This is a genomic window from Olivibacter sp. 47 (assembly GCF_030372825.1).
GTDB lineage: Bacteria > Bacteroidota > Bacteroidia > Sphingobacteriales > Sphingobacteriaceae > Olivibacter > Olivibacter oleidegradans.
The window spans coordinates 1,118,047-1,144,494 of sequence record NZ_JAUCNR010000001.1; the positions used below are offsets into that span (position 1 = coordinate 1,118,047).

At 41.3% G+C, this 26,448-nt stretch carries 22 protein-coding genes and 1 pseudogene; 11 read left to right on the plus strand and 12 right to left on the minus strand.

Translation table 11 applies throughout. The features are described from left to right. The first annotated feature begins 42 nt into the window (after positions 1–42). A complete protein-coding gene (locus tag QT327_RS04930) occupies positions 43–828 on the plus strand; it encodes a helix-turn-helix domain-containing protein (protein WP_354004749.1) in 786 nt (261 codons plus the stop codon). Between the two features lie 237 nt (positions 829–1,065). Here QT327_RS04930 and QT327_RS04935 read toward each other — a convergent pair whose 3' ends face one another. Beyond that, complete coding sequence (locus QT327_RS04935) at positions 1,066–1,413, minus strand: dihydrofolate reductase family protein (RefSeq protein ID WP_289552231.1); 348 nt, start codon at positions 1,411–1,413, stop codon at positions 1,066–1,068. Positions 1,414–1,535: 122 nt separating this feature from the next. Between QT327_RS04935 and QT327_RS04940 the strand changes: the two genes are divergently transcribed. The 4 genes from QT327_RS04940 to QT327_RS04955 all read left to right on the plus strand — a co-directional run bounded on the left by QT327_RS04940 (position 1,536) and on the right by QT327_RS04955 (position 4,267). Then, complete coding sequence (locus tag QT327_RS04940) at positions 1,536–1,844, plus strand: winged helix-turn-helix transcriptional regulator (protein ID WP_289552232.1); 309 nt, start codon at positions 1,536–1,538, stop codon at positions 1,842–1,844. Positions 1,845–1,916: 72 nt separating this feature from the next. Continuing rightward, complete coding sequence (locus tag QT327_RS04945; RefSeq protein ID WP_289552234.1) at positions 1,917–2,747, plus strand: sialate O-acetylesterase; 831 nt, start codon at positions 1,917–1,919, stop codon at positions 2,745–2,747. Between the two features lie 244 nt (positions 2,748–2,991). Then, complete coding sequence (locus QT327_RS04950) at positions 2,992–3,759, plus strand: helix-turn-helix domain-containing protein (protein WP_289552236.1); 768 nt, start codon at positions 2,992–2,994, stop codon at positions 3,757–3,759. Positions 3,760–3,841: 82 nt separating this feature from the next. Then, positions 3,842–4,267, plus strand: a complete 426-nt coding sequence (locus QT327_RS04955; protein WP_130856590.1) for a VOC family protein — start codon at positions 3,842–3,844, stop codon at positions 4,265–4,267. Between the two features lie 138 nt (positions 4,268–4,405). Here QT327_RS04955 and QT327_RS04960 read toward each other — a convergent pair whose 3' ends face one another. Beyond that, positions 4,406–5,209 carry a tetratricopeptide repeat protein gene (locus tag QT327_RS04960; RefSeq protein WP_289552239.1) on the minus strand — a complete coding sequence of 268 codons (804 nt, stop codon included), beginning with the start codon at positions 5,207–5,209 and terminating at the stop codon, positions 4,406–4,408. Between the two features lie 32 nt (positions 5,210–5,241). Further along, on the minus strand, positions 5,242–6,867 hold the full coding sequence (locus tag QT327_RS04965) for a tetratricopeptide repeat protein (protein ID WP_289554408.1): 1,626 nt from the start codon (positions 6,865–6,867) through the stop codon (positions 5,242–5,244). Positions 6,868–7,403: 536 nt separating this feature from the next. Between QT327_RS04965 and QT327_RS04970 the strand changes: the two genes are divergently transcribed. Next, positions 7,404–8,210 (plus strand): SDR family oxidoreductase, encoded by an 807-nt coding sequence (locus QT327_RS04970; RefSeq protein ID WP_130856585.1) that lies wholly within the window; start codon positions 7,404–7,406, stop codon positions 8,208–8,210. A 55-nt stretch (positions 8,211–8,265) separates the two neighbouring features. Next, a complete protein-coding gene (locus QT327_RS04975; RefSeq protein WP_289552240.1) occupies positions 8,266–9,177 on the plus strand; it encodes a helix-turn-helix domain-containing protein in 912 nt (303 codons plus the stop codon). A gap of 192 nt (positions 9,178–9,369) precedes the next feature. Here QT327_RS04975 and QT327_RS04980 read toward each other — a convergent pair whose 3' ends face one another. The 6 genes from QT327_RS04980 to QT327_RS05005 all read right to left on the minus strand — a co-directional run bounded on the left by QT327_RS04980 (position 9,370) and on the right by QT327_RS05005 (position 20,358). After that, positions 9,370–10,977 carry an amidohydrolase gene (locus QT327_RS04980; protein ID WP_289552242.1) on the minus strand — a complete coding sequence of 536 codons (1,608 nt, stop codon included), beginning with the start codon at positions 10,975–10,977 and terminating at the stop codon, positions 9,370–9,372. Positions 10,978–10,986: 9 nt separating this feature from the next. After that, entirely contained in the window at positions 10,987–13,293 is a 2,307-nt protein-coding gene (locus QT327_RS04985) for a zinc-dependent metalloprotease (RefSeq protein ID WP_289552243.1), read from the minus strand. A 247-nt stretch (positions 13,294–13,540) separates the two neighbouring features. Beyond that, positions 13,541–14,989 carry a RagB/SusD family nutrient uptake outer membrane protein gene (locus tag QT327_RS04990; protein ID WP_289552244.1) on the minus strand — a complete coding sequence of 483 codons (1,449 nt, stop codon included), beginning with the start codon at positions 14,987–14,989 and terminating at the stop codon, positions 13,541–13,543. Positions 14,990–15,030: 41 nt separating this feature from the next. Further along, on the minus strand, positions 15,031–18,513 hold the full coding sequence (locus QT327_RS04995) for a SusC/RagA family TonB-linked outer membrane protein (RefSeq protein WP_289552245.1): 3,483 nt from the start codon (positions 18,511–18,513) through the stop codon (positions 15,031–15,033). Positions 18,514–18,769: 256 nt separating this feature from the next. Further along, positions 18,770–19,708, minus strand: a complete 939-nt coding sequence (locus tag QT327_RS05000) for a FecR family protein (protein WP_289552246.1) — start codon at positions 19,706–19,708, stop codon at positions 18,770–18,772. Positions 19,709–19,770: 62 nt separating this feature from the next. Further along, complete coding sequence (locus tag QT327_RS05005; RefSeq protein ID WP_289552248.1) at positions 19,771–20,358, minus strand: sigma-70 family RNA polymerase sigma factor; 588 nt, start codon at positions 20,356–20,358, stop codon at positions 19,771–19,773. A 398-nt stretch (positions 20,359–20,756) separates the two neighbouring features. Between QT327_RS05005 and QT327_RS05010 the strand changes: the two genes are divergently transcribed. Then, positions 20,757–22,115 (plus strand): sulfatase-like hydrolase/transferase, encoded by a 1,359-nt coding sequence (locus QT327_RS05010; protein WP_289552249.1) that lies wholly within the window; start codon positions 20,757–20,759, stop codon positions 22,113–22,115. 17 nt (positions 22,116–22,132) lie between these two features. On the opposite strand, the gene QT327_RS05015 is transcribed toward QT327_RS05010, so the two are convergent. Further along, positions 22,133–22,306, minus strand: a complete 174-nt coding sequence (locus tag QT327_RS05015; protein ID WP_157622304.1) for a hypothetical protein — start codon at positions 22,304–22,306, stop codon at positions 22,133–22,135. 228 nt (positions 22,307–22,534) lie between these two features. On the opposite strand from QT327_RS05015, the pseudogene QT327_RS05020 reads away from it, so the two are divergent. The 3 genes and pseudogenes from QT327_RS05020 to QT327_RS05030 all read left to right on the plus strand — a co-directional run bounded on the left by QT327_RS05020 (position 22,535) and on the right by QT327_RS05030 (position 25,146). Next, positions 22,535–23,041 (plus strand): annotated as a pseudogene (locus QT327_RS05020) (O-acetyl-ADP-ribose deacetylase). A 477-nt stretch (positions 23,042–23,518) separates the two neighbouring features. Next, on the plus strand, positions 23,519–24,061 hold the full coding sequence (locus QT327_RS05025) for a P-loop nucleotide/nucleoside kinase family protein (RefSeq protein WP_130856576.1): 543 nt from the start codon (positions 23,519–23,521) through the stop codon (positions 24,059–24,061). A gap of 536 nt (positions 24,062–24,597) precedes the next feature. Beyond that, positions 24,598–25,146, plus strand: a complete 549-nt coding sequence (locus QT327_RS05030; protein WP_289552250.1) for a hypothetical protein — start codon at positions 24,598–24,600, stop codon at positions 25,144–25,146. Positions 25,147–25,157: 11 nt separating this feature from the next. Here QT327_RS05030 and QT327_RS05035 read toward each other — a convergent pair whose 3' ends face one another. Together QT327_RS05035 and QT327_RS05040 are read right to left on the minus strand one after the other, a co-directional pair. Continuing rightward, positions 25,158–25,649 carry a cupin domain-containing protein gene (locus tag QT327_RS05035; protein WP_289552251.1) on the minus strand — a complete coding sequence of 164 codons (492 nt, stop codon included), beginning with the start codon at positions 25,647–25,649 and terminating at the stop codon, positions 25,158–25,160. 234 nt (positions 25,650–25,883) lie between these two features. Further along, positions 25,884–26,285 (minus strand): hypothetical protein, encoded by a 402-nt coding sequence (locus QT327_RS05040; protein ID WP_130856574.1) that lies wholly within the window; start codon positions 26,283–26,285, stop codon positions 25,884–25,886. Positions 26,286–26,448 lie beyond the last annotated feature (163 nt).

Here is a 26,448-nt window from a genome sequence, read left to right on the forward strand (position 1 = left end):
ACCCGCAGGTGAGCGTGATCAATCTGGCGGAAAGTGTTTTTTTTGGAAGACGATATCTGGAAAGGTTTCGTTAACCGCTTTTATTGCGTGGCGCTCAAACGCGACGCCAAAGGCAAGATCAGGTACGGGCAGCAGCATTATGATTACGATAAAGGCGTATTGAGTTTTACCGCACCTAACCAGGTGCAACAGCTGGACCTGCAAAATATGGAATGCGGGTCTGGTTATCTGCTGATCTTTCACCCGGACTTCCTGCTACGGCATACGCTGGCGAACAGCATTCATCACTACGGTTTTTTTGATTATGCGGTTAATGAAGCGCTGCACCTGTCGGCCGAGGAAGAAGACGACCTGATCACGATCTTCCATAAAATTGAGAGGGAGTGCCGTCATATCGATAAGCATACGCAGGAGATCATTCTGACACATATCGAGAGCCTGCTAAAATATTCCAACCGTTTTTATGAACGGCAGTTTTTGACCCGCAAAAATAATAATTCAGCGCTGCTGACCCGGTTCGAGCAGTTGATCGATGATTATTATAACAACGGGGTACAGGGTTTGCTTACGGTACAATATATTGCTGCACAGATGAACCTGTCGCCAAACTACCTGAGCGACCTGCTTCGGGTTCATACCGGACAGAACACACAGCAGCATATTCATGAAAAATTGATCGCGAAAGCTAAAGAGAAACTCTCCACGACCAATCTTTCTGTCAGCCAAATTGCCTATGCATTGGGCTTTGAGCATGCGCAATCCTTTAGCACGCTTTTTAAGAAGAAGACGAATTTATCGCCGCAGGCATTTCGGCAGACTTTTAACTGATTACCGGATTTTACGTATATTAATGATCTAGTATCGAAAGTTGACAGCGTTAAAATGTAAGATTTGTATCAGAGAATCAACTTTTTATCAAATGCAGCTGAACGGAATTATCACGGAGCTCGGAACCGGCTAGCTTAAATCTTAAATTAAGTTTGCTATTATCAGTGCCGAGACTACCACCGTGGGCAGTAATTATCGGACTAATGTTAAAATATATATCCGTTACAAAATTACCCTCTAGGAAAGCATTAAAGGTGCCTGTTCCTCCCCCGATTGCAATTTCTGTAAATCCCTTTTCGAAAAATAGTCGATTGCTTCTGTAGGTTTATTTACTACGGGATATGTAGATGAAATAAAAGATTTATCAGCTAATACGACAATTTCGACATTTTTGAATAACGCTTTTACATGATCGGGAAACTTCTCAAAGTTCTCAAAAGTTCTTGCTCCAATAACCAGGTTCCCGATCTGATTGACCAACTTCAGATAAAAATCCATCGTCTCCTGTGGTAGTTGATGGTGCGGGTGATCTGACACCAACACTTTTCCATTTGCAGCGATATTTGCAACGATTATTATTTTCATAACTCTTATATTTTAAGTTTTCAGCGCCAAAACTATTGGATAATTACTTTATATTTGATATTCATTACCTTTAGGAAAGTAACTATATGCAATGTAATGAAAGGGAACCTTCAAAAGAGAGCATGCTAGCATTGCGGGATGCGATTGAACTGCTTGGCGGAAAATGGAAAATTTGTATTCTTCGAAATTTATCGTTCGGTGAAATGCGTTTTAAAGACTTGCAGCAAATGGTGGTAGGGATTTCCCCTAAAATTTTATCGAAAGAATTACTGCATCTGGAACAAAACTTATTGATTACGAGAACGGTTAATAACACAAGACCTGTTACGGTTTCCTATGCTATTACAGACCATGCCCTACAGACGCTGCCTGTAATTGATGCTTTACTTGAATTTGGATTGAAGCACAGAAAAAAAATAAAGACAGGTTAAATCTTAAACAATTTATGCTTGAAATGCGAAGCCCAACACGCTTAGCATTTAAATATTATACAATAGATGGAAATGAAGTCATTTTTACTAATCGGCCAATCGAATATGGCAGGACGTGGATTTACACATGAAGTACCTTCGATTTACAATGAGCGAATTATGATGTTGCGAAATGGCAGATGGCAAATGATGACTGAACCTATTCATTTTGACAGACCAATTGCCGGCGTCGGGTTGTCGGCATCATTTGCAGAGGCATGGTGTAGCGATCATGAAGGAGAAAAAATTGGTCTCATTCCATGTGCAGAGGGAGGTAGCTCGATTGATGAGTGGTCGATAGATGGGACATTATTTCGCCATGCAATCAATGAAGCCAAATTCGCAATGGAAGATAGCGAATTAGCGGGCGTATTATGGCACCAAGGGGAAAGTGATAGTCACGATGGAAAACACAAGGTGTACCGTGAGAAAATATCGCGGATATTTGATGAAATAAGAAGAGCGTTATCAGCGCCTAGTATTCCATTTATTATAGGCGCATTGGGCGATTACTTGGGTAAGGTAGCATTTGGAGCAGGGTGTATAGAATACAAACTCATTAATGAAGAACTGCAAAAATATGCAATGGATAACAAAAACTGCTATTACGTAACTGCTGAAGGACTTACAGCCAACCCGGACGGTATCCATCATGATGCGATGTCACAACGCATATTTGGTATAAGGTACTATGAAGCGTATCTTAAAAACAAACATATATATGAACCGTTACCAAATGAAAAAGAACTAGTAGAAAAGTGTCATAATAGGGTGAATACTTTAGCGGAAAAAAGGTATATGGCACTGGAAAAGTTCACCTTAGGAGAGATTACTTATGAAGAGTTGATGAAGACTTTTTCGTAGGGAACATATCAACGTTTTATTACCGGATTTATGAGGACTGATCTAACTTCACTCCTAGCAGATTTCTCAACGGTGAGATATTTTTTAAGCGTCTTATTTTGACGGTCTTGCATATTTCTTATCTTTGAGATACATGATGATGTCGACTGTACTTCTCTATCACATGGGGCCGCAGCACACATAGATTACATATCAAGCTGTTTTATAAAATGTCGTAATTGTAAGCATTAACAAAGTTTGAAAATTGAAAGGAAGTAGATTAAAACCGGCTCAAAAAATTGCCGAATATGTTGACGAAATTCTCATCATTGAAAATTACGATGTTAAAGACAATTTCTCGCTGCCTCTTTTTGCAAATGGCAAACCGACGCTACTTTTTCAAAATACGTTAGGCACGATTAACAACACCAAAAATTATTTAACTCTTTTTGGACAGACGGTCCTTCCTGAAAAAATCACATTCTCTGACAACTTTACACTTATTGCCTACTTTTTTAAGCCGTTTTCTTTAAAGGCCCTTTTTGGCTTTTCTGCCCAAGAATTTACAGACAATCCTATTAACTTAAATTTAGTAGACTACAAAGTAGCGAGTGAGCTACAGGAAAAATTACTAAATGCCCTATCCATTCAGGCAATGTTGACCATTTTGGATGGTTTCATTTTCGGTCTTATTAATAAAATACAAATTTCCAATAAACTTATTGATTATGCTACGAAGCTAATTGCTGAAAATCCTTCAAAACAGATTTTAGCAAAAGCTCAAAACGAGATTTTTGTAACAGAACGGACTTTTCAGAGAATGTTTAAAAAGGAGGTAGGGATTTCACCAGATCAATATCGAAGAATAGCCCAGTTCAATTCTGCCTTTCAGCAACTAAATACCGGACTGTTTAAGCAGCTGACTGATATCGTATTTAATAATGGTTACGCTGACCAAAGCCACTTTATAAGAACATTCAAGGAGTTTACAAATTTAACACCTAAAGCGTATCTGAACTTAGGTAAGCAATAAGATATTTTGTCGGGATCATTCTATTTTGAGGTATTGCGGCATCCTACATTTGCAATATCAAAACTTTAAAAATTTATTTGAAATGAAAAATCCGATTTATCCGTGCTTGTGGTTTGACGGGCAAGCACAAGAGGCAGCTAAGTTTTATTGCTCAATTTTTCCAAATTCAAAAATCACCGCTGACAATCAGATGGTGGTAACGTTTGAATTGGACGGAAAAAAGTTTATGGGTTTAAATGGCGGACCAAATTTTACATTCAATGAAGCCGTATCCTTTGTTATTGACTGTGACACACAGGAGGAAATTGACCATTATTGGGAAAAATTGACATCCGGGGGTGGGCAAGAAGGAAATTGTGGTTGGCTGAAGGATAAATATGGAATGTCATGGCAGGTAGTTCCTACAGTTTTACCGAAACTGTTGAGTGATCCTGAAAAATCGCAGAAAGTACTGGACGCTTATTTAAAAATGAAAAAGTTTGACATTAAGACTTTGGAGGAAGTTTAAAACGGTTATATGTTACAATGCATTGGCGAAGTGACCGAATCTGCTACTTCGCCAATTTGTTATTCAAACGACCTTGGGTTCGACCGAATGCTTTATAAGATCCGGCCAATGAAAATATTTATTAACAGAATATTTCTGTTACTTATTCTTCAATTTCTGTAAACGTTCTTTTGCTGAAGGAATGACGTCATCATCTTCTTCATAGTTTTTAATCACGCTTTCCAACGTCTTCCTCGCTTGGAGCTTATCGCCCTTACCCGCATAGGCATCCGCAAGCAGAATGAAGCTTTTGGCCACCCAATAGTCATATGCACCCATGTTGTTGATCACATCAAAGGCTGTTTCCTGTGCTTTGTCGTATTCTTTGTCTTGATACTGCAGTTGCCCTATGCGGTACCTTGCCTCTGCACCGACTGCCGTTCGGCTCTTCAACGCCGCCTGATTCAGTTCATCCATGGCAGGCTCCACTTTCCCTTCCTGTAGCATGGCCCGTGCGCTGTATAAGTGTGCCTTGGCAATGTCCTCTTCAGACGACCGATCGTAATTCTTAATCAACTTCGCATACTTGGCCACCTGCTCGAAGTCGCCGATTTCGAAATAACAAATCATTAGGTTAGTTACCGCATAGCCATAGTTTTTTCTATATTCTGAAACGAGCTCCAGTTTTTTGAGATGCACGATGGCCTCGTTGTATTCCTTCAAGCTCAGGTATAAGGCAGCAACCGTTAGCAAGGTCTTCTCCGTATACTGGCTCGTCCAGTCGTTCAAGATAATGTTTAGGTCGTGCAGCGCTTCCTTCGGGTGCCCGGTATGGTACAAACTCACCCCGCGGATATAACGGGCATGTTTTTCCTGTACGGGTTTTGGGAATTTATCAAAATATGCATTAATCGCTTCCACAGCCGGTCCGTACTCTCCCCTGGTAAACAAGGAATTGGCCACCTGGAAAGCTAGGTTATCCTGCTCCGCAGTACTCAGATCACCGATATTGGCACCGGTTGCGTATTGAATATAACTCGAGGATCCCCTTGATCCAGATAGATGTTTTCAATGGAACGCAGCGCCTGCTTTGCCTCTTCGGTTGTGGGATATTTCTCTACCACCCGCTGAAAGGTGGCCTTCGCGGCTTCAGTTTCATCTTTATTGTACTGAACAAGCCCGATGGTCATCAATGCCCGGGGGACATAGCTGCTGCGGGGGTATTGTTCGATCATCTGTTGCAACCCTTCGATGGCGGCATCGTAATCTTCGGTAATGAAATACGTGTATGGAACCTCAAAAGCCACGTCGTCTGCATAGTTCGAACCGGGGAATTGTTCGATAACGGACCTTAGGGTGCTGAGTTTGGCTTCATTGTCGCCCTGCAATCCCTGAATAATACCGCGCTGGAACAACGCATAGTCCTGATTAGGAGCTTTGCTGTTGATCAGCTGGTCGTAGTATTCGTTGGCTCGGTCGTAATTGCGCAGGGACAGATACGAATCACCCAAACGGGCAATTACGTCATGACGCATATTTTCCTCTAGCGAACTTCCTTCGACAGCCAAAAAGCGTTCAAAATAATCGGCCGCTATGCTAAAGCTGTCGTTGCGAAACGCCGCATAAGCAAGGCCATAGTTTGCATAATTGTATACATTGGTGTTTCGGGCGGCGGGCAACCGAAGGAACCGGGAAAAGTTTTCTACCGCCTCTCTGTACTTACGCACTTCATACATCGCCTCCGCTTTCCAGTACGTGGCCAACGCCGCCATTTCCGCATCGATTGGGAATTTTTCCGATCGCATGAACAGGGATATGCTGTTTTCGAAAGCGCGCTCATTATAAAACTCCAGTCCGCGGTAATACGTTACCTTTTGGTAGACCATATCGGCTTCCCGCCCCCTGCTTTTGAACGATTCCAGCATAGCTACCCCTGCATGGAAATTGCTCGTACCCGACAAGACCTCGGCCAACAGGGTTTCCACATTCTCTGTATTTTCAGCATCAGGTTTACGATCCGCATATTTCTGAGCGATATATTTCTGAAGGACCTCCTGAGCAACCTGGGTGGAGTCTAATTCATATAAGATTTTAGCATAATTAAACAGCCCATCTAATTTCAATGCCTGATCGAAATCCAGCCTGGACGCTTTCACGAACACATCCCGTGCACGTTGCTTATCGCCGGTTTCTACGGCAATATGGCCCAAAGTAATCAATGAGCCCTGATAAAAGGCATCCGGATCTGCCACTTTCTCCAGAATAGAGTTTGCTCTTTCGTATTCGCCTGCTAAATAGGCGATAGAGCCGATCCGGAAATTATCGATATTGCTGCGTGAAGCATCCGGATACCGTTCAATTAATTTAACGTAGTAAGCTTGTTTGAATTTGTTCTGTGCAAAATACGTGGCGGCAGCGATACGGCGCAGCTCGATTTCAAGCGCTTCGCGTTTGATATTCATATCCGGACTCCGACGGATCTTTACGGCATCGGCCAGCATCGGCCGGTAATCACGTACGACATCGATGGACCCCATAGGCGTAGATTGCCCTTCGTCTAGCTTTTCAGTGGCTTGCTGCTTCTCTTCCTGCTGTTCTTTTTCCTCCTGCGCATACCCCATAACTAGCAAGGCTGAAAAGGCTGCGGTAAGCAGGTATTTCAGGTAGTTATAACCGATCCTTTCTTTTGATATCATTGTTTGTCTGTATTTCTGAGCTCTTCCAACATTCCTTCGAGGCGATAAAAAGCCAATTTACTTTTTCAATAAATGCACAAATTTACATATTTAAAATCTTTTCACAGAATTGCACAGAACTAACAAAATGCAATTATGCCATCCACCATTTCCCAATCTTTGGCAATGTAAATAGCTATCGTACAATTACCTTCGTCAACATGTCGGAAACAAACTTAATCGGTTATACTTTTAGGTAGGAGATACCGGAAAACAGCGAAGCGTATACAAAAAAGCCCAAATCGTCCCCGCGCTTTTTCATATTTTGTAGATAGAATATCCGCAGCTGACGAAACTAAAAACTGTATTGCCAATAGGTGCAAAATGTTGAAAACGGTATTTTGAACACAAGCTTGTCCGGTTTGGAAACATTTGCAGTTTCTGCTATGCTTACTTTTGCCTAAACTTACTAAAATATCAATATGCAAAAAACAATTTTTATAACGGGCGCTTCAACAGGCTTAGGCAGAGCCACTGCCAAACTATTTCAGCAAAAAGGCTGGAAAGTAATAGCCACCATGCGCAACCCTGATAAAGCCGGTGACTTGGCTAATCTCAAAAACGTCACCGTACAACAGCTTGATGTGACCGATCTTGACAATATCAATGCAGCGGTATCTACCGCTATCGCTTCCAACGATATTGATGTTGTTTTTAATAATGCCGGTTATGGGCTTATGGGATCCTTAGAAGCATTATCCGATGAGCAGATATTAAGAGAGATTAACACCAATCTTTTAGGTGTGATCAGAGTTACGCAAGCTTTTACGCCGCATTTCCGCGAAAGAAAGCAGGGTTTATTTATCAGTACTACTTCAATGGGCGGCTTTTTGGGCTTTCCGTTGCATTCTATTTACCATGCAACCAAATTTGGCATAGAGGGTTGGTCTGAGAGCATGTCTTTTGAATTAGCACTGTATAATATCGGTATCAAAACCATCGCACCGGGCGGTATCTCTACTGAATTTCTTGGCCGCTCGCTTGACAGAAGTTTTCATCCTGCTTATAAAGAATTAGAGGATAAGCTCTTTACCAATATTGACATGATGATGAAGGCTGCGTCAACGCCTGAACAGATAGCAGCAATAGTTTATGAGGCGGCCACTGACGGTAAAGATCAAATACGCTATGTGGCCGGTAATGACGCCAATGCACTATATCAAAAACAACTGGAGATCGGCAAGGAAGCTTTTCGTATAGAGATCAGACAGCAATTTTTAAGTAAATGAAATAAACAGGCAAACGGTTAAAACTGCGAGCCTATTACTACATTTGTATAACAGTATGGTAACAATTAGCTCCATTACCGAGTTTCATCGTAGGCATGGCCTGTCTGACCCTGTTCACCCACTGATCAGCTTGTTCCGCGTGGAGGATCTTCGTTTTATCAATGATCCCATGTGGAAGCAATATTCGCTTAATTTTTATTGCGTATCGTTAAAGAAGGAAATCACCAGCAAAGTAAAATACGGACAACAATACTATGATTTTGACAAAGGCTTGATGACCTTTATTGCTGCCGGTCAGGTACAAACTCTGGAAATACCTGAAGACGACTTATCCAAAGGTAGTGTTGGCACAGGCCATGCGCTGTTGTTTCATCCGGATCTACTATACGGGCATCCGCTTGCTGTAGCGATCAAAAACTATGGTTTTTTCTCTTACGCGGTTTATGAAGCGCTGCATCTTTCAGAGCAGGAAGAACAAAATGTGGTCGATATCTTTGACAAGATCGACCAAGAGATAAAATATATTGACCGTCATACGCAGGAGATTGTACTGTCACAGATCGATCTGCTGCTTAACTACAGCAAACGCTTCTACGAACGACAATTCATCACCCGGAAGGCTGTGAACCACGATTTGTTAAGCAAAATGGATAATTTGTTGACCACTTACTTATCAGATTCAGCAGCTTTAAAGAACGGGCCGCCAACGGTGGAGTATTTGGCTGAGCAACTTGCTCTTTCCTCACATTATCTGAGTGATATGCTTCGATCGCTAACCGGACAGGGCGCACAGCAACATATCCACAACAAAATGGTGGAGAAAGCGAAAGAGTACCTGAGTACCACTACACTTTCAGTAGCCGAAATAGCTTATCAATTAGGCTTTGAGTATCCTCAGTCTTTTAACAAACTGTTCAAAAAGAAAACCGATCTATCACCCCTTGAGTTTCGCCGTTCATTCAACTGATCTATACTTATCTGCAGCGCTGGTATAATATTATAAATCTGATGAATTAAAGATAAAATCAACCTGTTCCAAGATGGAACAGGTTGCTGCAGGCTGTGAAAAAGGTAATTTTAACATTAAATGATTTATCCCGAAACCTGCGTGCGTTGAATTATACTCGTCTTGCTGGCTGAAGCACCTTTTATAAATATCTTACCTTACCGTCGGGTAGCTAATTCCTAATTGTTCAAGATAAGTGCCGTATTTGCTGGGGTCATAATAGTATTTTTTCATGAGCGGACGGAATTCTTCCATTATTTTTTTATTCAGAAAAGTAGCGGGTTTATCTTTTTCTGAAACCAAGGGCGTATATTTTATTTCCTTGGTTTGTACCTCATTAAAATAAGTCCAAGCGTCTTTAATAATTTGTGGATCTACTAGCATATCCAGTAACGTAAGCGCTTCCACTTTTGCCCCGGCGATAACACCTTTATGTGCAATAGGTGTTGCCATGGCAATGGCATTAGCCCAATGATGACCAGGTAAACCAGGGATGTTGGAGGGATAACGTAACACTACGGTTGGCACGTTCCAGGCAATATCAGCAATATCATCAGACCCGCCGCCCATGAGAGATGGATTGGCATTGGGAATACCGAGTTTACTTAATTCTACGTTCATTCCTTCTTCTTTAACCTGAAGTTCCTTTTGTATCGCTTTGGCGAGTTGTTGATCCTGGGCGCTCCATGTAGGTAAACCCACTGCTTGAATGTTCTTGTACATGGTTTCGGCAATTGCTTGATTGAAATGTCCGGGCCAGGCGCTTCCTAACACTTCGTAGGTCATCTTGGTATTGGTCATTTTTGCGGCACCCTCAGCGATCCGAATGCCATCTTCATACATTTGCATGATCTTTGGATAGGTTTTCTCCCTAAAATAATACCATACCGATGCTTTAGATGGAACTACATTTGGCTGATCGCCGCCATCGGTTATCACGTAATGAGAACGCTGTGTGGGCTCCATATGTTCGCGGTGGTAATTCCAACCTGCATTCATGAGTTCTACGGCGTCTAAAGCACTTTTTCCACGCCAAGGGGCACCACCGGAATGGGCTGCTTCGCCCTCGAAATTGAACTTAACGGAAATCATGCCGTTCCCGCCACTGTCGCCATAGGATACCCCCAAGTTGTTTGCTACATGGGTGAAGATACAAGCGTCAATATCTTTAAAATAACCGTCACGTACATAGTAAGCTTTTGTACCCAATTGCTCTTCTGCAACCCCTGGCCATAAGACCAAGGTACCGCTGATGTGTTCGCGTTCCATTATCTTTTTTAGAGCCAGTGCAGCAGTAATATTTAAAGGAACACCCGAATTATGACCTTCGCCATGCCCAGGCGCCCCCTCCACTAGGGGAGCATGAAAGGCTACTCCGGGCTTTTGCGAGGCTTTGGGTATGCAATCAATGTCACTGCCAATAGCGATAACGGGCTTACCGTTTCCCCATCTCGCTAACCAGGCTGTTGGAACACCGGAAATGCCCTGCTCGATGGAAAAACCGTTTTCCTTTAGAATCCCGGTTAGATAGCGAGATGTTTCTTCTTCCTGAAAACCCAATTCGCCGAAACTAAAAACCATATCTACCATTTCCTGGCTCTTTTTCTGTTCTTTATCAATTTCAAGAATAAGCTCTTTTTTTAAAGTAGCTAATTTCTTGGCATTGATTTTTTGAGCGAAAAGTGGAGGCACACATCCAACTTGTATTATATAGAATACTACACTGATGAATAGAAGGTTGCTAATTTGATGTTTCTTCATGTTGAGCATTTAATTGAATGAACACATTTGGTCTATAAAATGAAGTGACGGGGTTCCTATAGGAGCACCGGGAGGCATTTGCATAGGGGCTTCGATTTCAAATTTTGAAGGATTTTCCCGGAAAGATTTAATTTGAGTTAAACCAAAGTGTAAATTAGAGGCGTAAGCTGGTGATGCATTGCCGAGATGATCTTGCATCCAGGTGGCTAGGTTCTCGATTAAATAGATGGCTTGCCCTTTCACCACGGTGGACGTCTCCTTACCGGCTGCTAACTGTAGCAAATACTGCAACGTAACATTATTTACCATGGCTTGTAATGCTCCCTTATAGCCGCCAACGAGGGGTTTCTTCCAAGTGAGCTCTAAAAGCCTTTCGGCCATGGGAATAAAACCGGGTTGTTTATCGTCTCTGCCTTGGTACTCAATTAACCTGGCTGCCCGCGCAGGATCTAATAGATGACCAAGCGTTGTGCTGGCAACTGTCTCTGCCGCGGCGATAGGATCAAAAGTAGGGCCTGTATAACGATTAAAGACTTCACGGGTCTGCGGATATCCCGAAGGCCGGGGCGGGATTTTCTGTATTAGCTGCTCCGGCAGTGAGAGCGCGTCTGCCTGGATTGTGCTGATTAAGGCATCAAAGGCCTTCCATTGTTCTTGGGGTTCAATGAGTTTGGTAATAACTTGTCCGTCATTCTTTAGGGCATGGGTAAAATACAAACCACCTAAAGACTTGGCTGCGGCTTCTATCTGATAACGGTGCAGGAGATAGATAGGCACCAATACTTCTTCCAAGGTGGCCATGGGTGCACCTTCGGGAATGGCTTTCTCTGAAAAATTTTGTAATAGTCGATTCCTGATTTGCAACAGGCGTTTTAACTCGTTAGGTGCATTGGTACCTTCATCCCATTGATTGGCGATGGGATGGACATAACCGCCGATATCGGGAATGAAGATATGCCCTTGAGCGAGGGTTTCTTTCATAATATCATCGAGGGCCTTGTTTTCATCGGTTCCTTCGGGGAAGTCTTGGTATCCCCAGATAATGGCACGCTTATCCCACTCACCTATACCTACGGCATAGGCATCTGCTACATTTATTTTACCTTGGTTGTCCATACTAAAGCGAGGGAAGGGATAATCCATTACCGATGCCCTGTTTTTCGTGCTGGAAGTAAAATTATGATATAAGCCAAGGGTGTGACCAATCTCATGAGCGGAAAGCTGACGAATACGTGCGAGCACAAAATTCTGCATATCATCATTTACTTCTTTTCCATCTTCATATTGCTGCAAAAGCCCTTCCACAATCAGGTAATCTTGCCGATGCCTGTCTGCTCCCAATGTTACCACACCTTTAATAATTTCACCGGTACGGGGATCTATATGGGACATACCGGTTGAAAAAGCCCTGGGGTTTCCGGTACGGTTAATCCAATTGACGATGTTATATCGAATATCCATGGGATCAGCACCTTCCGGTAGCTCTTTGATCTGAAAGGCATTCTTATATCCGGCCGCCTCGAAAGCTTGATTCCACCAGGAACCGCCTTCGATGAGCGCTTTCTTGATCAGTGCGGGCGCACCACGGTCAACATAGTAAACGATCGGTTTTACCGGTTCACTGAGCGCAGCCGTAGGATCTTTTTTTTCCAGGCGTTGCCTACGAGTAAAACGTTTAACGATGGGTTCTTTCATGGAAGCGGAAAAATCCATGTAGCTATACATATTAAAACCGGAGCGCGGATCAAATTTACGGGGCTTATAGCCAGCTTCGGGCAGCTCCACGAATGATTGATGCATCTTCACGGTAACTGCATTGGGGTCCGGCGCGATACCGGGCCCCATCCCCCAACCTCTGCCCTGGATGCTGCCTCCTGTAAAAGTGATGATGGCTTCGAATTCTGTGTTTTTTGGAAAGTTTTTAGTATTGTCTAAATAGATGGCCGATCTGCTTTCATCAAAATTATAAGCCGGGCCCATCTGTTGTGAAGCACCAATATGGAGACCGGGAAGGTTGTTACGCCCAATACTGGAAGCTATCTTCTGACTATCTCGTACCAAGAACGGGCTCAGGTCAATGAGTACTTTCCCCTGCCCTACCGCCAACACTTTGAATGACCAGATAACGGACTGAGCAAAGGCGTTTTCTACGGCTTTTTGCTCGTCTTTATTATCGGTTATCGCCCGGTAAGCATAGTTGGGCTCTACCAGCAAGATCTTCTGACCTACTTGGATAAATTTAGCTATAACTGCTGTTGCCTGTCCCCTTTCCGGCCCGCCGGAACCTACCCCATCGGTAAGCGAGGTGTAATACAAAAATTCAGTCCCTAGCTTGTCTATTTCCAGATAAATCTTATCATTTTTTCATCGTAATAGAAATTAAAATAACCGGGATACGCTTTTAGATTTTTGATGAAATCGGAGATACTTCCTGTTACAACGGGAGTAGCTATCGATTTCTGTGCCCGAAGGGTTTGGTAGGGTAGCAATCCCCCGATAAGGGACAACGTTATCAGGAAACACCTTGTAATCGTTTTTTTTAGACACATCATGTTCTTCTTGTTTATAAATCTTTGTTAGTTAATAGTTCTGAATTGGGCAAGGGAAAAATATAGGCTTCTTCTGTTGGTGAAACAGCTGGAGCAGTACCCTTTGCAGGAATAGTCTGCAAAGTACGCAACAGATCATTAGAACGCAATCCTTCGCCTAAAAGCTCAATTCGGCGTTCATGTAAAATCGTTTGGATCAGAGCGTCTACATTATTGATGGCACTTGTTGGGAACTGATAAGATGCATCAGCCCGGTTTCTAACATATGTTAGCAGATCGCGTGCTTTATCAAGATCTTCCACATGCGCTGCCGCCTCGGCATAATTAAGTAACACTTCGGCGTATCGGATCACAGGAATATAATCTAAAAATGGAGAAGGCTTGCTGTATTTTTTGAGATACTTGGTAGCTCCACCGGTAATGAACAGTCGGCGTTGATCGTTTTCGCGCCACTCCGTGTCGGCGATGATACCCAGTGGGTTTAAATTATACTCCGAATTTCCTGGCGAGGTATTGAGATTGTATCCTATGGACGATTGACCGGTGGTAGAATCTAAATCAGTCATGGGCATACTAAAGATAGACTCTGTTGTGGTATAATTATTTGATAAAAAAGGAATAGTAGCGTCGTCTTGTAGCGCATGGGCAACACCTGTTTCGGCTCGGTACGGTGCATTGGCCGAAACGATTTTCTGTGCTTCTTGTATCACCATACTGTAATTTCCCATCGTAAGGTAAACACGCGTTTTGAAAGCAATGGCCGTGTTGCGGTGAGCGCGCGTGGTATTGAGTAGAGGCGTACCATAGGATAACGGCAGGCCCGTTTCGGCTTCATCGAGATCTTTTAGTATTTGTGCATATACTTCGGCTACTGTACTGCGGGCTAATGAATTGTTGGCCGAGGAAGTTTCGGCCAGTAGACGCAAGGGTAAACCCGGCGCATTGCCATTGTTCTCGATATAAGGTCTTGCGTATAGGGTTACCAGGGCGAAATAAGAAACTGCCCGCACGAATTTAGCTTCGGCAGCGTATGCAGTAGCTGCTTCGGGATCTACTTTATCTGCATTGTCTACTAATCCCTGTAAAAAAACATTGCATAAATTAATGGTACGATATGCGGCAGCCCAAAGGTTTTGCACTTCGTTGGAACCGGCATTTAAGGTATGATTCCAGGAATCAAAAGCCGTAAAAAGATTGGCGGTTCTATTAATATATTCTTCACCTCGTACTTCGCAGTAAATGTAATAACGACCGCCATAAAATTGCTGGTCTTTCATGCCCCTATATAATCCATTTACCAAAGCCAGCACACGTTCAGGGGTGTCAAATGTTTGTTCTTGCGGAATATAAGTAGTGGGATCCGGATGCAGGTATTCCTGCTCGCTGCAAGAAATAAAGCATAGCACGGTAATCATGATTGATTGAATACCCTGTTTTAGAGTCTTATATTTTTTATTGTTCATAACCTATAGTTTTTATCACTTTTGTTTTAAACTGAATCCTGCTAGAAGCCTATGTTGACACCGAGTGTGAAAGTGCGTGCCTGCGGTACAGAATTTTTATCAACGCCCGGCGTTAAATTGTCGTTACCATTGGAAGAAAGTGCCGGATCTGAACCACTGTAGCCTGTAATGATGAATGCGTTGAACACCTGACCATAAAAACGCACCGAACTAATGCCGGATTTGCCCAGCAGTTTTGTCGGAAGCCGATAGCCCAATGACGCGGTTTGCAATCTGAGAAAATCTGCTTTTTCCACATTTTCTGATATGGGATAAGATGAGCCGTTTGAAATAACATCGCCATACACGAGGCGCGGGATATCTGTCTGCTGGCCCGGGCTTGTCCACCGATCATAGATTTCGGTGTAATTATTCCAGAAGCGCTGATCGCGCAGGGTAGCTTTGGTGCCATTCTGGATATAATTACCACCGGAGTATACAAAACTTAAGTTGAGGTCAAAGTTTTTATACTGAAGTGTGTTGTCAAACCCACCATACCAGGTTGGAAGGGCATTTCCCAGCAGGTAATAGTCGGCACCCGAAATTGCCTGAGCAGGTGAACCGTCCAGATAGGTCCATCTGCTTTCGCCCGCAGCCACCGCATGACTATATTGCACCCGCTCGCCGGCGCGGTTGATGAAAATACGCTGTCCTGTTTCGGGATTTACACCATCCGTTTTGGCTCCATATAAACTTCCAACGGAATAGCCAACCCGGGTAATATTAGTGGCTTCTGCCGCCGTACTGGTAGAACCAACAATGTCGGCATTGCCTTCTGCCAAGGCTGTAACACGGTTTTTAATCGTTGTAAAGTTAAACGATGAATTCCAGGTAAAACCGTTTTGTTCTAAAACACGGGCATTGAAGGTGAATTCAAATCCGCGATTGTACATAGAGCCAACATTTAACATAATGCCGTTATTGGGTATTCCTTTCGACGGCGTTTGCGGAGCATTGAGAATTAATCCATTTACGTTATTATAGAAATAAGTCATTTCTACTTGCAAACGGTCGTTGAAAAAACCTAAGTCCGCTCCAATATTGGTCTGGTCACTGGTTTCCCACTCCAAACCGCTATTTCCGGCTTGATAGTAGTTCAACATAGGTGCATCTCCATACAGAGCCGATTCATAAAGATTGAGCGAGGCAAACTTGTTTGGATTATTGGCATTTCCTACCCGCCCCCAACTACCACGCAATTTTATACTGTTTAAGGTTTCCGCTAGAGAAGACCCTTTATAGAAATTCTCCTCTGAAAGTGTCCAGCCAATGGAAGCCCCGCCGAAATTTCCGAATTTTGTTTTTTCTCCGAGTATGGAATTACCATCTCTTCGGAAGTTGATCGTTAAAAAATAACGCTTGTCGAAATCATAGTTTATCCTCGAAATATAAGAGATCAACGAAGATTCGGCATCTAGCATACTTCCAAAGGGTATAATACGTCCATAGCTTCCCTCAAAATTTTCATAATACTCATCGGATACCTGTGTACGGGTAGCACCCCATCGATTGAAATAAAAATGCTGCACTTCATAGCCACCTAATAGGGAAAGGTTGTGCTGACCAAAAGCTCTTCTGAAGGACATCGTATTGCTCCAATTCCAGGTGTTGATATTGTTAATTGTGTTGACAGCATTACCTTGAGGGGTAAAACCTGGTCCGTGTAGGGCACTTTCGAATGTTTTGTTTTCCACTTTAGTCCAATCCAATGCATAACTTGTTTTGAAATCTAAGCCTTTCAACAAGGTTACCGTAGCTCCCACATTTCCAATAATATGATCATTCTGTGCATCGTATCGGTTCAAACCCAATAAGGCGGTAGGATTATAGAAATTACTAACTACTGTATTGTTTCCCATCCCCATCGAATTGGTACTGCTAGCTATATTGTAAGTGCCATCGGGATTGTACGGACTAACATTGGGGGCCGTTAGCCAAGCTAAACGAGCAATACCGGTGAGTAAGAAAGCGTTCCCCCGGAGTGATCCCGTGTTGGGAGATTGATTATTACTGCGCGTATAATTAGCTCCTCCTGTTAGTTTTAACCAGTTCGTTAAATTATGATCTACATTGAAACGCACGCCAATTCTGTCAAATTCGTTATTTCGGATAAAGCCTTTTTGATCTGAGTAATTGGTAGAAAAGAAATATTTGGTATCCTCTGAACCCCCGGTCACATTAAGACTATGATTATGGGAAAAACCGGTGCGATAAGTTTCATCATACCAGCGTGTGTCCACTAATGATCCATCCTCCTTATAAGTGGGGAAGAAATACGCACTCGCGACATTGTCGTTAGCAGCGTTCCCACTTAAAATCTTTGAATTCAGTACAGCTTCGTTTTTTATCTCCATAAATTGAGCAGCATTAAGCATTGTTGGCAGCCTTACGGGGTTGGATATGCCCGTCCATCCCTCATAATTTACGCGTGCCTTACCTGTTTTACCTCTTTTAGTGGTGATGATCATGACACCAGCGGCACCTCTGGAGCCATAAATGGAAGTGGAGGCCGCATCTTTTAATATATTAACCGATTCGATATCCGCCGGATTGATATCTCCTAAAGGGTTATTAGTGACATTGGCATTCGATGAGACACTTTCTCCTGCATTGATCGGAATCCCATCCACCACAATAAGTGGGTAAGAACTTTGAGAAATGGAGTTAACACCTCTGATACGGATAACGGGAGCATTGTTTAATACACCATTAGGTTGCGCTATATTGACACCTGATGCCCTGCCGGCCAATGCCTGGTCGAAACTTTGGACGGGTTGATCGGCCAGTTTTTCTCCTCCTATGCGGGTTGCAGAACCAGTAAATTCTTCTTTTCGCTGTACACCGTAACCTACTACCACTACCTCATTTAACTCCGCAGCTACCGGTTCCATTTGTAGGTTTACCTCGGCTTTACCGGACACAGGCACTTCCGTTGGTCTGTATCCCATATAGGTAATGATTAAAATTGCATCAGGGGGTAAATTATTAATAACAAATTGGCCTTTTTCGTTTGTACTCGTTACCAAGGTAGTGCCCTTTATTTTCACTGCTGCAAATGGAATGGGTTGCCCCTGCTCGTCTGTCACTACACCACGTACGCTTCGCTGTTGTACATTTACCGGCTTTGATTGTACGGCAGCTATCTCGCTCGGTATATTTTTTTCGATAATGACGAAAAACCGATCATTGTTCTTCTTGAAGCTTAACTTTCGGTCTGCTAATGCGCTCGATAAGGCTGCTTCGATCGTGGATGCATGCTGAAGTACGGACATATCTATCTGATTATTTTTTAATAATCCGCTACGATATGCAATGGAGACATGGAACTTTTCTTCCAGCTTTTTTAAAGCCTCCTCGAGACTCACCGTTTGAAAAGATGGGCTGAAGGATTCAGAACTAGCTGCCATCAATTTTATGAGCTTTGGAGGCATAAACACACTCAATACCATTGTTAGACATATGATTTTTAGAATTTTACGAGCCATAATATTTGTTTTAGGATTGTTTGTTAAAAGGCAAAACGGTTTCATTAACCAGAAATGGATATTACTGATTTGGGTAGTACAAGGTCAATCTTACCTGTTCTGTTGCTAATTAGACGGTTGGCTTAGCAGCGCATAATGATGTTGATTAGTAATGATCTCATGTTTGTGGGTTTGAATGTTAAAAAAAGACAATAAAGAGCCGTTACGCACAAAAATGCGTGTAGCTTTTTGCAATAATGATGGCTTTTATCGACTCCTATTGGTGTGTAATGTGTTGCTTAGACTGAAATAAGAATCGATTATTCTTTCTCTTAATATCCAGATCGTATAATAATGCAATGTTAGAAATCATCTCATCAATATCCACATTTAAGGGCATAGATCCTGAAGCATCTCTCTTTAGTAACCTGTCATCTTTTAGGACGATTTCTACACCTTGAGTTGCTTTTAATACGGAAATCACTTCGTTAAGTGTGCTGTTGCTAAGTAATAGCTTGTGCTTTTGCCAAAGAAAAAACGCATCGATGGCAACATCGTTTTTCAGCTGATAATCACGACTGTTTTTAGCCAGCATAAAATGCTGCCCCGGTTGCATCTCGATTTTATAACTGTCTTGTTTACTAATACATCGAAAATTGATTTTACCTTCGCGTAATGCTATCAAAGTTTGGTTTCTATTTTGCACATTGAATTCTGTGCCTAGGACCTCAATAGAGGTGCTGTCGGATACATGTACGCTAAACCGTTGATTGTTTTGCTTATGTACAACAAGAAAGCTCGCCTCACCGTTTAACCAAACTTCCCGGTGGGCGTTAAAATTTCTTTTACGATAATATAAACTGGAATGGCCATTTAATTTCACTTGTGATCCGTCGGGTAAATGAATCATTTTGATCTCGCCATAGCCTGTTGTATATGTTATGGTAGGACCTTTTTGTAAGAATACAAAGACCGCAAATAATAAAATAACAGTAGCGGCACACCAAAGCATTTGATTCGAAGGTTTATACTTCTTCGGGGACGATATATTTGCGCGTGTTTTGATCTGGAATAACATATCATTGCCAAGCGCTTGCTTTGTTTGTGCAGAAAGTGTTTCGGTATATGCTTTACAGTGATCTGCTGCATTATACCAGGCTTCAAAACGCCGGGACATCTGGTTTTCTTCTGCTCTATGTATGTTATTTTGATCCATTCGGGATGTAAATACAATTAATAGTAAATTTAACAGGCATAGTACCTCTACTTTTTTTTCGATTATTTTAAAAATATGGTAAATAATAGCCAAATGAAGTGTTTAAGCTCCCTCCTTATTACTTTAAGTGCTTTGATAATATGTTTTTCTACAGTACTGGTTGATATTTTTAGAACGGCAGCAATTTCGGGATAGGTTAACCCGCCTTCTTGCTTTAATTTATAGGCGCGCCTGGTTTGATTAGGTAATTTTTCAATACTTTTTTTTAAAGCTTGATGTAGGTCGATGTAATTTATCCGTTCTTCTGTTAAATTATTTGTTGAATGGGGGCCATGTTGCTCATAGACGAATTGTCTATAACGGTCTTGTACTTGCTGTAATTTGTAGTAGTTATATATTTTAAATTTTAAAGCCTGGTGCAGATAAGATGAAATGGAAGTATGAATTTGTATTACCTCTCTATTCTGCCACAATTCCGTAAATAACTCTTGTATAAATTCTTTAACAATTTCTTCGTCAGCAAGTCTTTTATAGGCTTGATCAAAAAGTTTCGACCAATATTTATGATAAATTAGCTCAAAAGCTTTAGTATTGCCCGATTTTAGTTTTAGGAAGATATCGATGTCCGACATTTTCTTGCTTACTGACATAAAAATGGAATATTTTTTTTTAAAAACACGTCCTTTAGTCAGTTTAACAGGGGGGATATAACGGTTAATTGACACGAATTTAATTTAATTGCCATACAAAAACAACAAATCTGTTTTCTTTTTTACATTTTAATATCGATTATTTTTGATACAGGCCATCGAAAACGACTTGCAGATAGTAAAGGAGATGGCTTTTTTTCTATTAATGGAATTTTGTTCAGTTCTTCTTTGCTAAATCTGCATGGACTTGAATGAAGTCAACGGATACCTCCTCGATTTCTGCAGCCTCCTCATCGGATTTTCCTCTTATTTAAAATTAGCAATTCATTCCACTTTTCTCTACTTTTAAAGTAGATAAAGAAGGAAAACTGAAATAGTATTTGCTTAAGTCAGATCATATGAAAAGAGTAACATTACTAATCGTATTGCTATGCATGCACGTCATCCTGCTTATGGCGCAATCGAAAAAACCTAATATTCTAATTATTCTGGCAGATGATTTGGGATGGGGAGATTTAGGATATCTGGGAGGCACCATCAAAACCCCTGTAATCGATCAGTTAGCAAAAGACGGAATTCGCTTAAACCGGTTCTACACGGCGGCAGTCTGCTCCCCTACCCGTGCCGGACTGATGACCGGTCGTTATCCGGACAGGTTTGGTTTAAGAGAAACCGTTATTCCACCCTGGTCTAAATTTGGCGTGAACACTGACGAGACCTTTTTGCCCGAATATCTGGCTAAAGCGGGTTATAAGAACAGGGCAATTATCGGAAAATGGCATCTGGGACATGCCTCCTTAAAATATCATCCCTTACATAGGGGTTTCACCCATTTCTATGGTCATTTAAATGGAGCGATCGATTATTTTACGCATAAACGAGAGGGCGAATTAGATTGGCATAATGATTTTAATTCAAGCTATGATGAAGGTTACGCGACAGACTTACTTGCGGATGAGGCGGTAAAAAGGATTAGGCAGTACAGTCAAGAGGAAAACCCATTCTTTATGTACTTGGCTTTTAATGCGCCTCATGGGCCGTTTCAAGCAAAAGAAGAAGACCTATTAAAACCTCGCGGAGAAGACGATCTTAAAAAGCAAACTTATGCAGCCATGGTCAGGAGTTTAGATGGGAACATTGGGAAGGTCTTAGAAATATTGAAAACATTGAACATAGAAGATAACACCATCGTTCTTTTCTTTAGTGACAACGGGTATGCCCCGGATTCTCCCGGGTCATCCGGAGAACTGAAAGGGTCTAAATTTACCGAATGGGAAGGCGGCGTAAGGGCACCGGCCATTATAAAATGGCCTGCAAAGTTAAAAGGAGGAAAGACTATGGAGCAGGTAACCGGGTATGTAGATGTTTTACCAACCTTGCTGGATATAGCCGGAATTACAGAAGCACCCGAGAACCCGCTGGACGGAATAAGCATATACCCGGTATTAAATGGAAGCAAATCAGGCATACAGCGAAATTTCTACCTTGGGGAGGGAGCGCTGGTAAACAGTAATTGGAAATTAATAGAAGCAGGTAATAATAACTCGATAATGAAATTACAAACGGATGTTTTATTTAATATATCCCGAGATATAGGGGAAAGAAAAGATTTAAAAGATACAGAAACGACTATTTACAAGGATTTAAAAACAAAATTGGAAACGTATAATTCGATCAAAAGTTCGAAACAAGTTCCTCCCTATGGGCAGGGCAGAAAGGGATTTGTAGCACCAAAAGAGTGGGGTGTAAAAGAATAAGATCCATGTCGCTTTGTTTAATTAGGATTACCAACTACTGTTTTCGGCTTACGCCATTTCCACGGTGCAATGGGATTATGGTCATGCCATAGTCCTACCCTATTTAATCTGGCCTCTTGTTCGAGTTTTCCGATCGAACTAGCATATTCAATACGGATTCGGCTTTCGTCAAAGTCATATTTCATATCCATCTTTCGAGCTTGCTTTGCATATTTGCACTATTGCCGAGAGCGCCATAACAGGGTAAATACTTTAGCGGTAGCGCTGCAAAGATCTACCTTAGGAGAGATTACTTATGAAGAGTTGATGAAGGCTTCTTCATAGAAATATATCAACTTTTAAAAGAAAATGGTTTACTACAAAAAGGACTTCTTTAATAAATAATTAAGTATACAAAATAATAGCACCTTTGTATATATATGATAGAGCTTTTAAAAGGAGATATTACAAAACTTGAGGTGGATGCCATTGTAAACGCGGCTAATTCATCCTTGCTCGGTGGTGGTGGCGTTGACGGAGCTATCCATCGTGCGGGTGGCCCAGCGATATTGGAAGAATGCCAGCGCATCCGTGCAAAATAAGGAGGCTGTATGGTGGGCGAAGCCGTTATCACTACGGGTGGTAATCTCCCGGCGAAATTTGTGATTCATACAGTAGGTCCAACTTGGAATGGGGGCAAAAACAATGAAGAAGCGCTGCTCGCCTCAGCTTACAGAAGCAGTTTGGCATTAGCGGTTGAACATCAGCTCCAGTCGATCGCTTTTCCGAATATTAGTACAGGTGTCTATCGATTTCCCAAAGATCGGGCTGCCGAAATCGCAATTGATACCGTCAAGGAATTTCTCAACTTCAGTAGCGCAGAGATTAAAGTAACGTTTGTATGTTATGATGAGGAGAATTATTGGATTTATGAGGAGCTGATATAACTTTCCAAAGAAATCAATGAAAGAGACTTATCATATCAGTTATTTAAAAATTGCGCACAAAGGCAGTTCTTCGCATAGACAAGAAATATTAAGCAGCAAATTATGTGGCTGTTTTTATTGTAAAAAGACATACCCTCCATCTGAGATTTTCGAATGGATCAATGATATTAACGGCGAAACCGCGATCTGTCCGAAATGTGGGATAGATGCTGTTTTGAGTTCTAAATATCCTATTGAAGACAATAGATTCTTAAACGAGATGAATAGGTATTGGTTTTAATGGAGGGCTATTTTAAAAAACGGCAGTCAAAGCGTGATATCCGCTCAACCTCAACAGTTATTTAAGCTGATCTTCTGTTAGATTTGGTTAATTTTGACTAGAATTTTATAAGAAAGACGCCGGCTTATTTGTGAGGAGCCGGCAACATATTAAAATGTGTCCATTATAATGAATATTGTATCGAATAGGAGTTAAAGATGATAGTTACAGAAAGTGAAGTAATCAATATCATTCTAAACTGTAAACATGAGCCAAAAGTTGTTTTAATGTGCGGACTGTCAGGCTCGGGAAAAACGACATTCGCAAAGAAGCTAGAGGGTTATAATTTTCATAGGTTATCCATTGACGAAGAGATTTGGAATAACTATGGGAAATTTGGAATAGATTATGCCGAAGAAGAATATGAAAAACTGCAAGATTCAGCTGACAAAGCATTGTTTGTCAAATTTTTAGAACTCTTGAAATCCAAGCGAAACGTAGTTGTCGACTTTAGCTTCTGGCAAAAAGCAAAGCGTGATAGCTTTAAACAAATAGTAGAAAATAACAACGGAAAATGGTTTCTTATTTACATGAATACTCCTATTTCAACGATAAAGGCTAGACTGAAAAGTAGAAATAAAAGATTTGAGGCCAATGCAGCGTTTCCAATTACAACGTCAATCCTAAATAAATATCTGAGCACCTTTCAAATGCCTGACCAAGAGAACCAATTTGAAATAATCTCCAATACCGTAAATTAGGCAAAACTTTTGGTATGGAACTTCCGTTGGTTAATTTTTCCGTTAGTTCGTTATAGTTGTAACGATCGTTACTTGAAACAGGTGAACCGCTTAGCTCAACGACGAGACGTTGGAAAGGTTAGAGAATAACAAACAACAGCTCCGAAAAAAATCGAGGCTTTTATTTAATCACTACCTTCAAAAATTGCTAATTCTTTGTTCACCTCATTTAATAGCTGTTGTTCTGTTAGTAAGTAAATTTTTATGTTGGTAGCAACATTTTGCTTTTGCCTTTTTGGCAATCGTGAGTTTTACCATGGCCTTTATATCTGTTATGGATCAACTTATAATCAATCTAGTACTTATTTATAGTTAGTTAAAAATACTTATTTACGGGTATTGTATCTAATAAGAATGTCTCTTTAGATTTGCGCTTTAGATTTGCGCTTTATATTAATCTATGTACGAGGCTCATCTTAGGCTGGCTTTTATTGATTGCGTCTACTTTTATTAGAAACTATTTTTGGGCTAAGTCAAAGGATCCAAATTGTATTTTCATGAAAACAAACAAAATAACGAACTTCTCCATTATAATATGCACACTATTTATACTTGCTGGACTATCCGCCTGTAATAAAAGCGATGGCGATATTGGTGATTCTGCAGAGAAATACTTGATTTGTAAGCTAAATGGTAAAGAACATCGTTTTAACTATCATGTAAATGCCAATGATAAACCCGCTGAAGAAACCATACATTTTGTGGTAATTAGCGGCTGGGAAGAAGAGAATACAGCGACATCTCCCGGTTTTGGTATTGATTTGGTTTTACCGGAGGGCGCAGAAGAAAAGACCTATTCGGTAGCTGGTGGAAGCACTCCAGAGCTGGATGGTCAGTACTATATACAGCATGCTAAGGATGGAAAGACTTGGACCACTGTATATAGTGGCGGCAGAAGCACGGGTACCGAATTTACACTTAACATCACAAGCTTGACAGATTGGGGCGTAAAAGGAACCTTTTCGGGAAAATTAAGGCTATCCGGCGGTGATGAATACATAACCGTAACTGATGGAAAGTTTTCGGCTCCTTACAATGGTAATTAACTTTATGAAAATCATTTTAGACAAAGTCTATCAATAATTTCTGTATGAGCAGGATACCTGTCAATTAACTTATCTTTTTCTCCAAGCTCGAATTCTGAGAATTCAAAACCTGGAGCAACCACGCAGCTTGAAAGAGAAAAACCGCTGCGGGTGGGAATTTCCGCAGCAAACCATGCCCCAGCTTCGATGATTACAGATAATGACCCTGTCTCATTAATGGAGAGTTCCTTCCTTTCATATTGGCCATCTGGTCTGAGGATATGAATGTGAAGTGGGGAACCCACATGAAAGTACCATATTTCGTCTGATTGAAGTTTATGAAAACTGGAAAAATCAGCATTTTGTAGCAGGTAATGGATGGAAGTGCACGAATTTTTTAGTTGACTTTCTCCCTTCCTTGTTACTTGCTGCTCCGAGCGGAAGACTTCATTGTAATATCCTCCTTCTGGGTGTGGTTTTAATCTTAAATGATTTATCCAGTAATCTGCTTGTGTCGAATTCATGCTCATCTTAATTTTAGTAATATGCTAATGTTGGTGTAAAAATACTTTTTTCGACGAAAATCATAAGTCTCACCGGCTTCCACTTCCTTATAATCATCATTTCATTTTCTATTGTAACTACCGTTCCGGTAGAACCACTAAAGCCTATTGTTCGCAACTTAAACAACATACTGTTCATCGACCTTATATCGGAGAACAACAAAGCCGTTTTCTAAACGGCTTTGTTGCAGCAAATCATTCTTTGTATTTTATAAAGGTTGCCCTGATTTTCTTTTCTTTTAAATCCATAGTGGTACTACTTCCAACAACGGTTGTTTTGTTCTTCTTTTTTTCATTTACGCTACCACCAGTTGAACTGGAGGTTCCAAGAACCTCTTCTTCAATCGAAAAAATGATACCATCAGCTCCTTTTTCTTTTGCCAAGTCGATAATTTTCTGCTGTGTTTTTTCCAATGAGCGAAAACCTTTTGCAAGCTCAGTTTTCCCCATAACCGTGTATTCCTTTTCAACATCGGCAGGATCATAAAACTCATCGACATTTTTTGTAGCCGTGTAGGTTTTTCCGAAATACTTTTGTGCATACGACATGTTAAAAAAGAAGAATCCCAAAAAGACGCTTAAAATTGCTTTTTTCATTTTTCTTAAATTTTGTGTTAATCTTAAGGCACAAAAGTAAACCTCCTCTCCATCGAGAACGGTTACTTTTTTGGTGAAGTGATTAAAGTTTAGCATAGAGTGGCGGATTGACACAGCAAACTGTAAAAGCGCAACGATACCTCGAGGAGTAACTTAGCCGATG

What these genes read in the sequence shown, in the direction of transcription:
- QT327_RS04935 (WP_289552231.1), bottom strand. Translation starts at nt 1,413, where the DNA reads ATGAAAATAATAATCGTTGCAAATATCGCTGCAAATGGAAAAGTGTTG.
- QT327_RS04940 (WP_289552232.1), top strand. Translation starts at nt 1,536, where the DNA reads ATGCTAGCATTGCGGGATGCGATTGAACTGCTTGGCGGAAAATGGAAA.
- QT327_RS04945 (WP_289552234.1), top strand. Translation starts at nt 1,917, where the DNA reads ATGAAGTCATTTTTACTAATCGGCCAATCGAATATGGCAGGACGTGGA.
- QT327_RS04955 (WP_130856590.1), top strand. Translation starts at nt 3,842, where the DNA reads ATGAAAAATCCGATTTATCCGTGCTTGTGGTTTGACGGGCAAGCACAA.
- QT327_RS04965 (WP_289554408.1), bottom strand. Translation starts at nt 6,867, where the DNA reads ATGGGGTATGCGCAGGAGGAAAAAGAACAGCAGGAAGAGAAGCAGCAA.
- QT327_RS04970 (WP_130856585.1), top strand. Translation starts at nt 7,404, where the DNA reads ATGCAAAAAACAATTTTTATAACGGGCGCTTCAACAGGCTTAGGCAGA.
- QT327_RS04975 (WP_289552240.1), top strand. Translation starts at nt 8,266, where the DNA reads ATGGTAACAATTAGCTCCATTACCGAGTTTCATCGTAGGCATGGCCTG.
- QT327_RS04980 (WP_289552242.1), bottom strand. Translation starts at nt 10,977, where the DNA reads ATGAAGAAACATCAAATTAGCAACCTTCTATTCATCAGTGTAGTATTC.
- QT327_RS04990 (WP_289552244.1), bottom strand. Translation starts at nt 14,989, where the DNA reads ATGAACAATAAAAAATATAAGACTCTAAAACAGGGTATTCAATCAATC.
- QT327_RS04995 (WP_289552245.1), bottom strand. Translation starts at nt 18,513, where the DNA reads ATGGCTCGTAAAATTCTAAAAATCATATGTCTAACAATGGTATTGAGT.
- QT327_RS05000 (WP_289552246.1), bottom strand. Translation starts at nt 19,708, where the DNA reads ATGGATCAAAATAACATACATAGAGCAGAAGAAAACCAGATGTCCCGG.
- QT327_RS05005 (WP_289552248.1), bottom strand. Translation starts at nt 20,358, where the DNA reads ATGTCAGTAAGCAAGAAAATGTCGGACATCGATATCTTCCTAAAACTA.
- QT327_RS05010 (WP_289552249.1), top strand. Translation starts at nt 20,757, where the DNA reads ATGAAAAGAGTAACATTACTAATCGTATTGCTATGCATGCACGTCATC.
- QT327_RS05015 (WP_157622304.1), bottom strand. Translation starts at nt 22,306, where the DNA reads ATGGATATGAAATATGACTTTGACGAAAGCCGAATCCGTATTGAATAT.
- QT327_RS05025 (WP_130856576.1), top strand. Translation starts at nt 23,519, where the DNA reads ATGATAGTTACAGAAAGTGAAGTAATCAATATCATTCTAAACTGTAAA.
- QT327_RS05030 (WP_289552250.1), top strand. Translation starts at nt 24,598, where the DNA reads ATGAAAACAAACAAAATAACGAACTTCTCCATTATAATATGCACACTA.
- QT327_RS05035 (WP_289552251.1), bottom strand. Translation starts at nt 25,649, where the DNA reads ATGAATTCGACACAAGCAGATTACTGGATAAATCATTTAAGATTAAAA.
- QT327_RS05040 (WP_130856574.1), bottom strand. Translation starts at nt 26,285, where the DNA reads ATGAAAAAAGCAATTTTAAGCGTCTTTTTGGGATTCTTCTTTTTTAAC.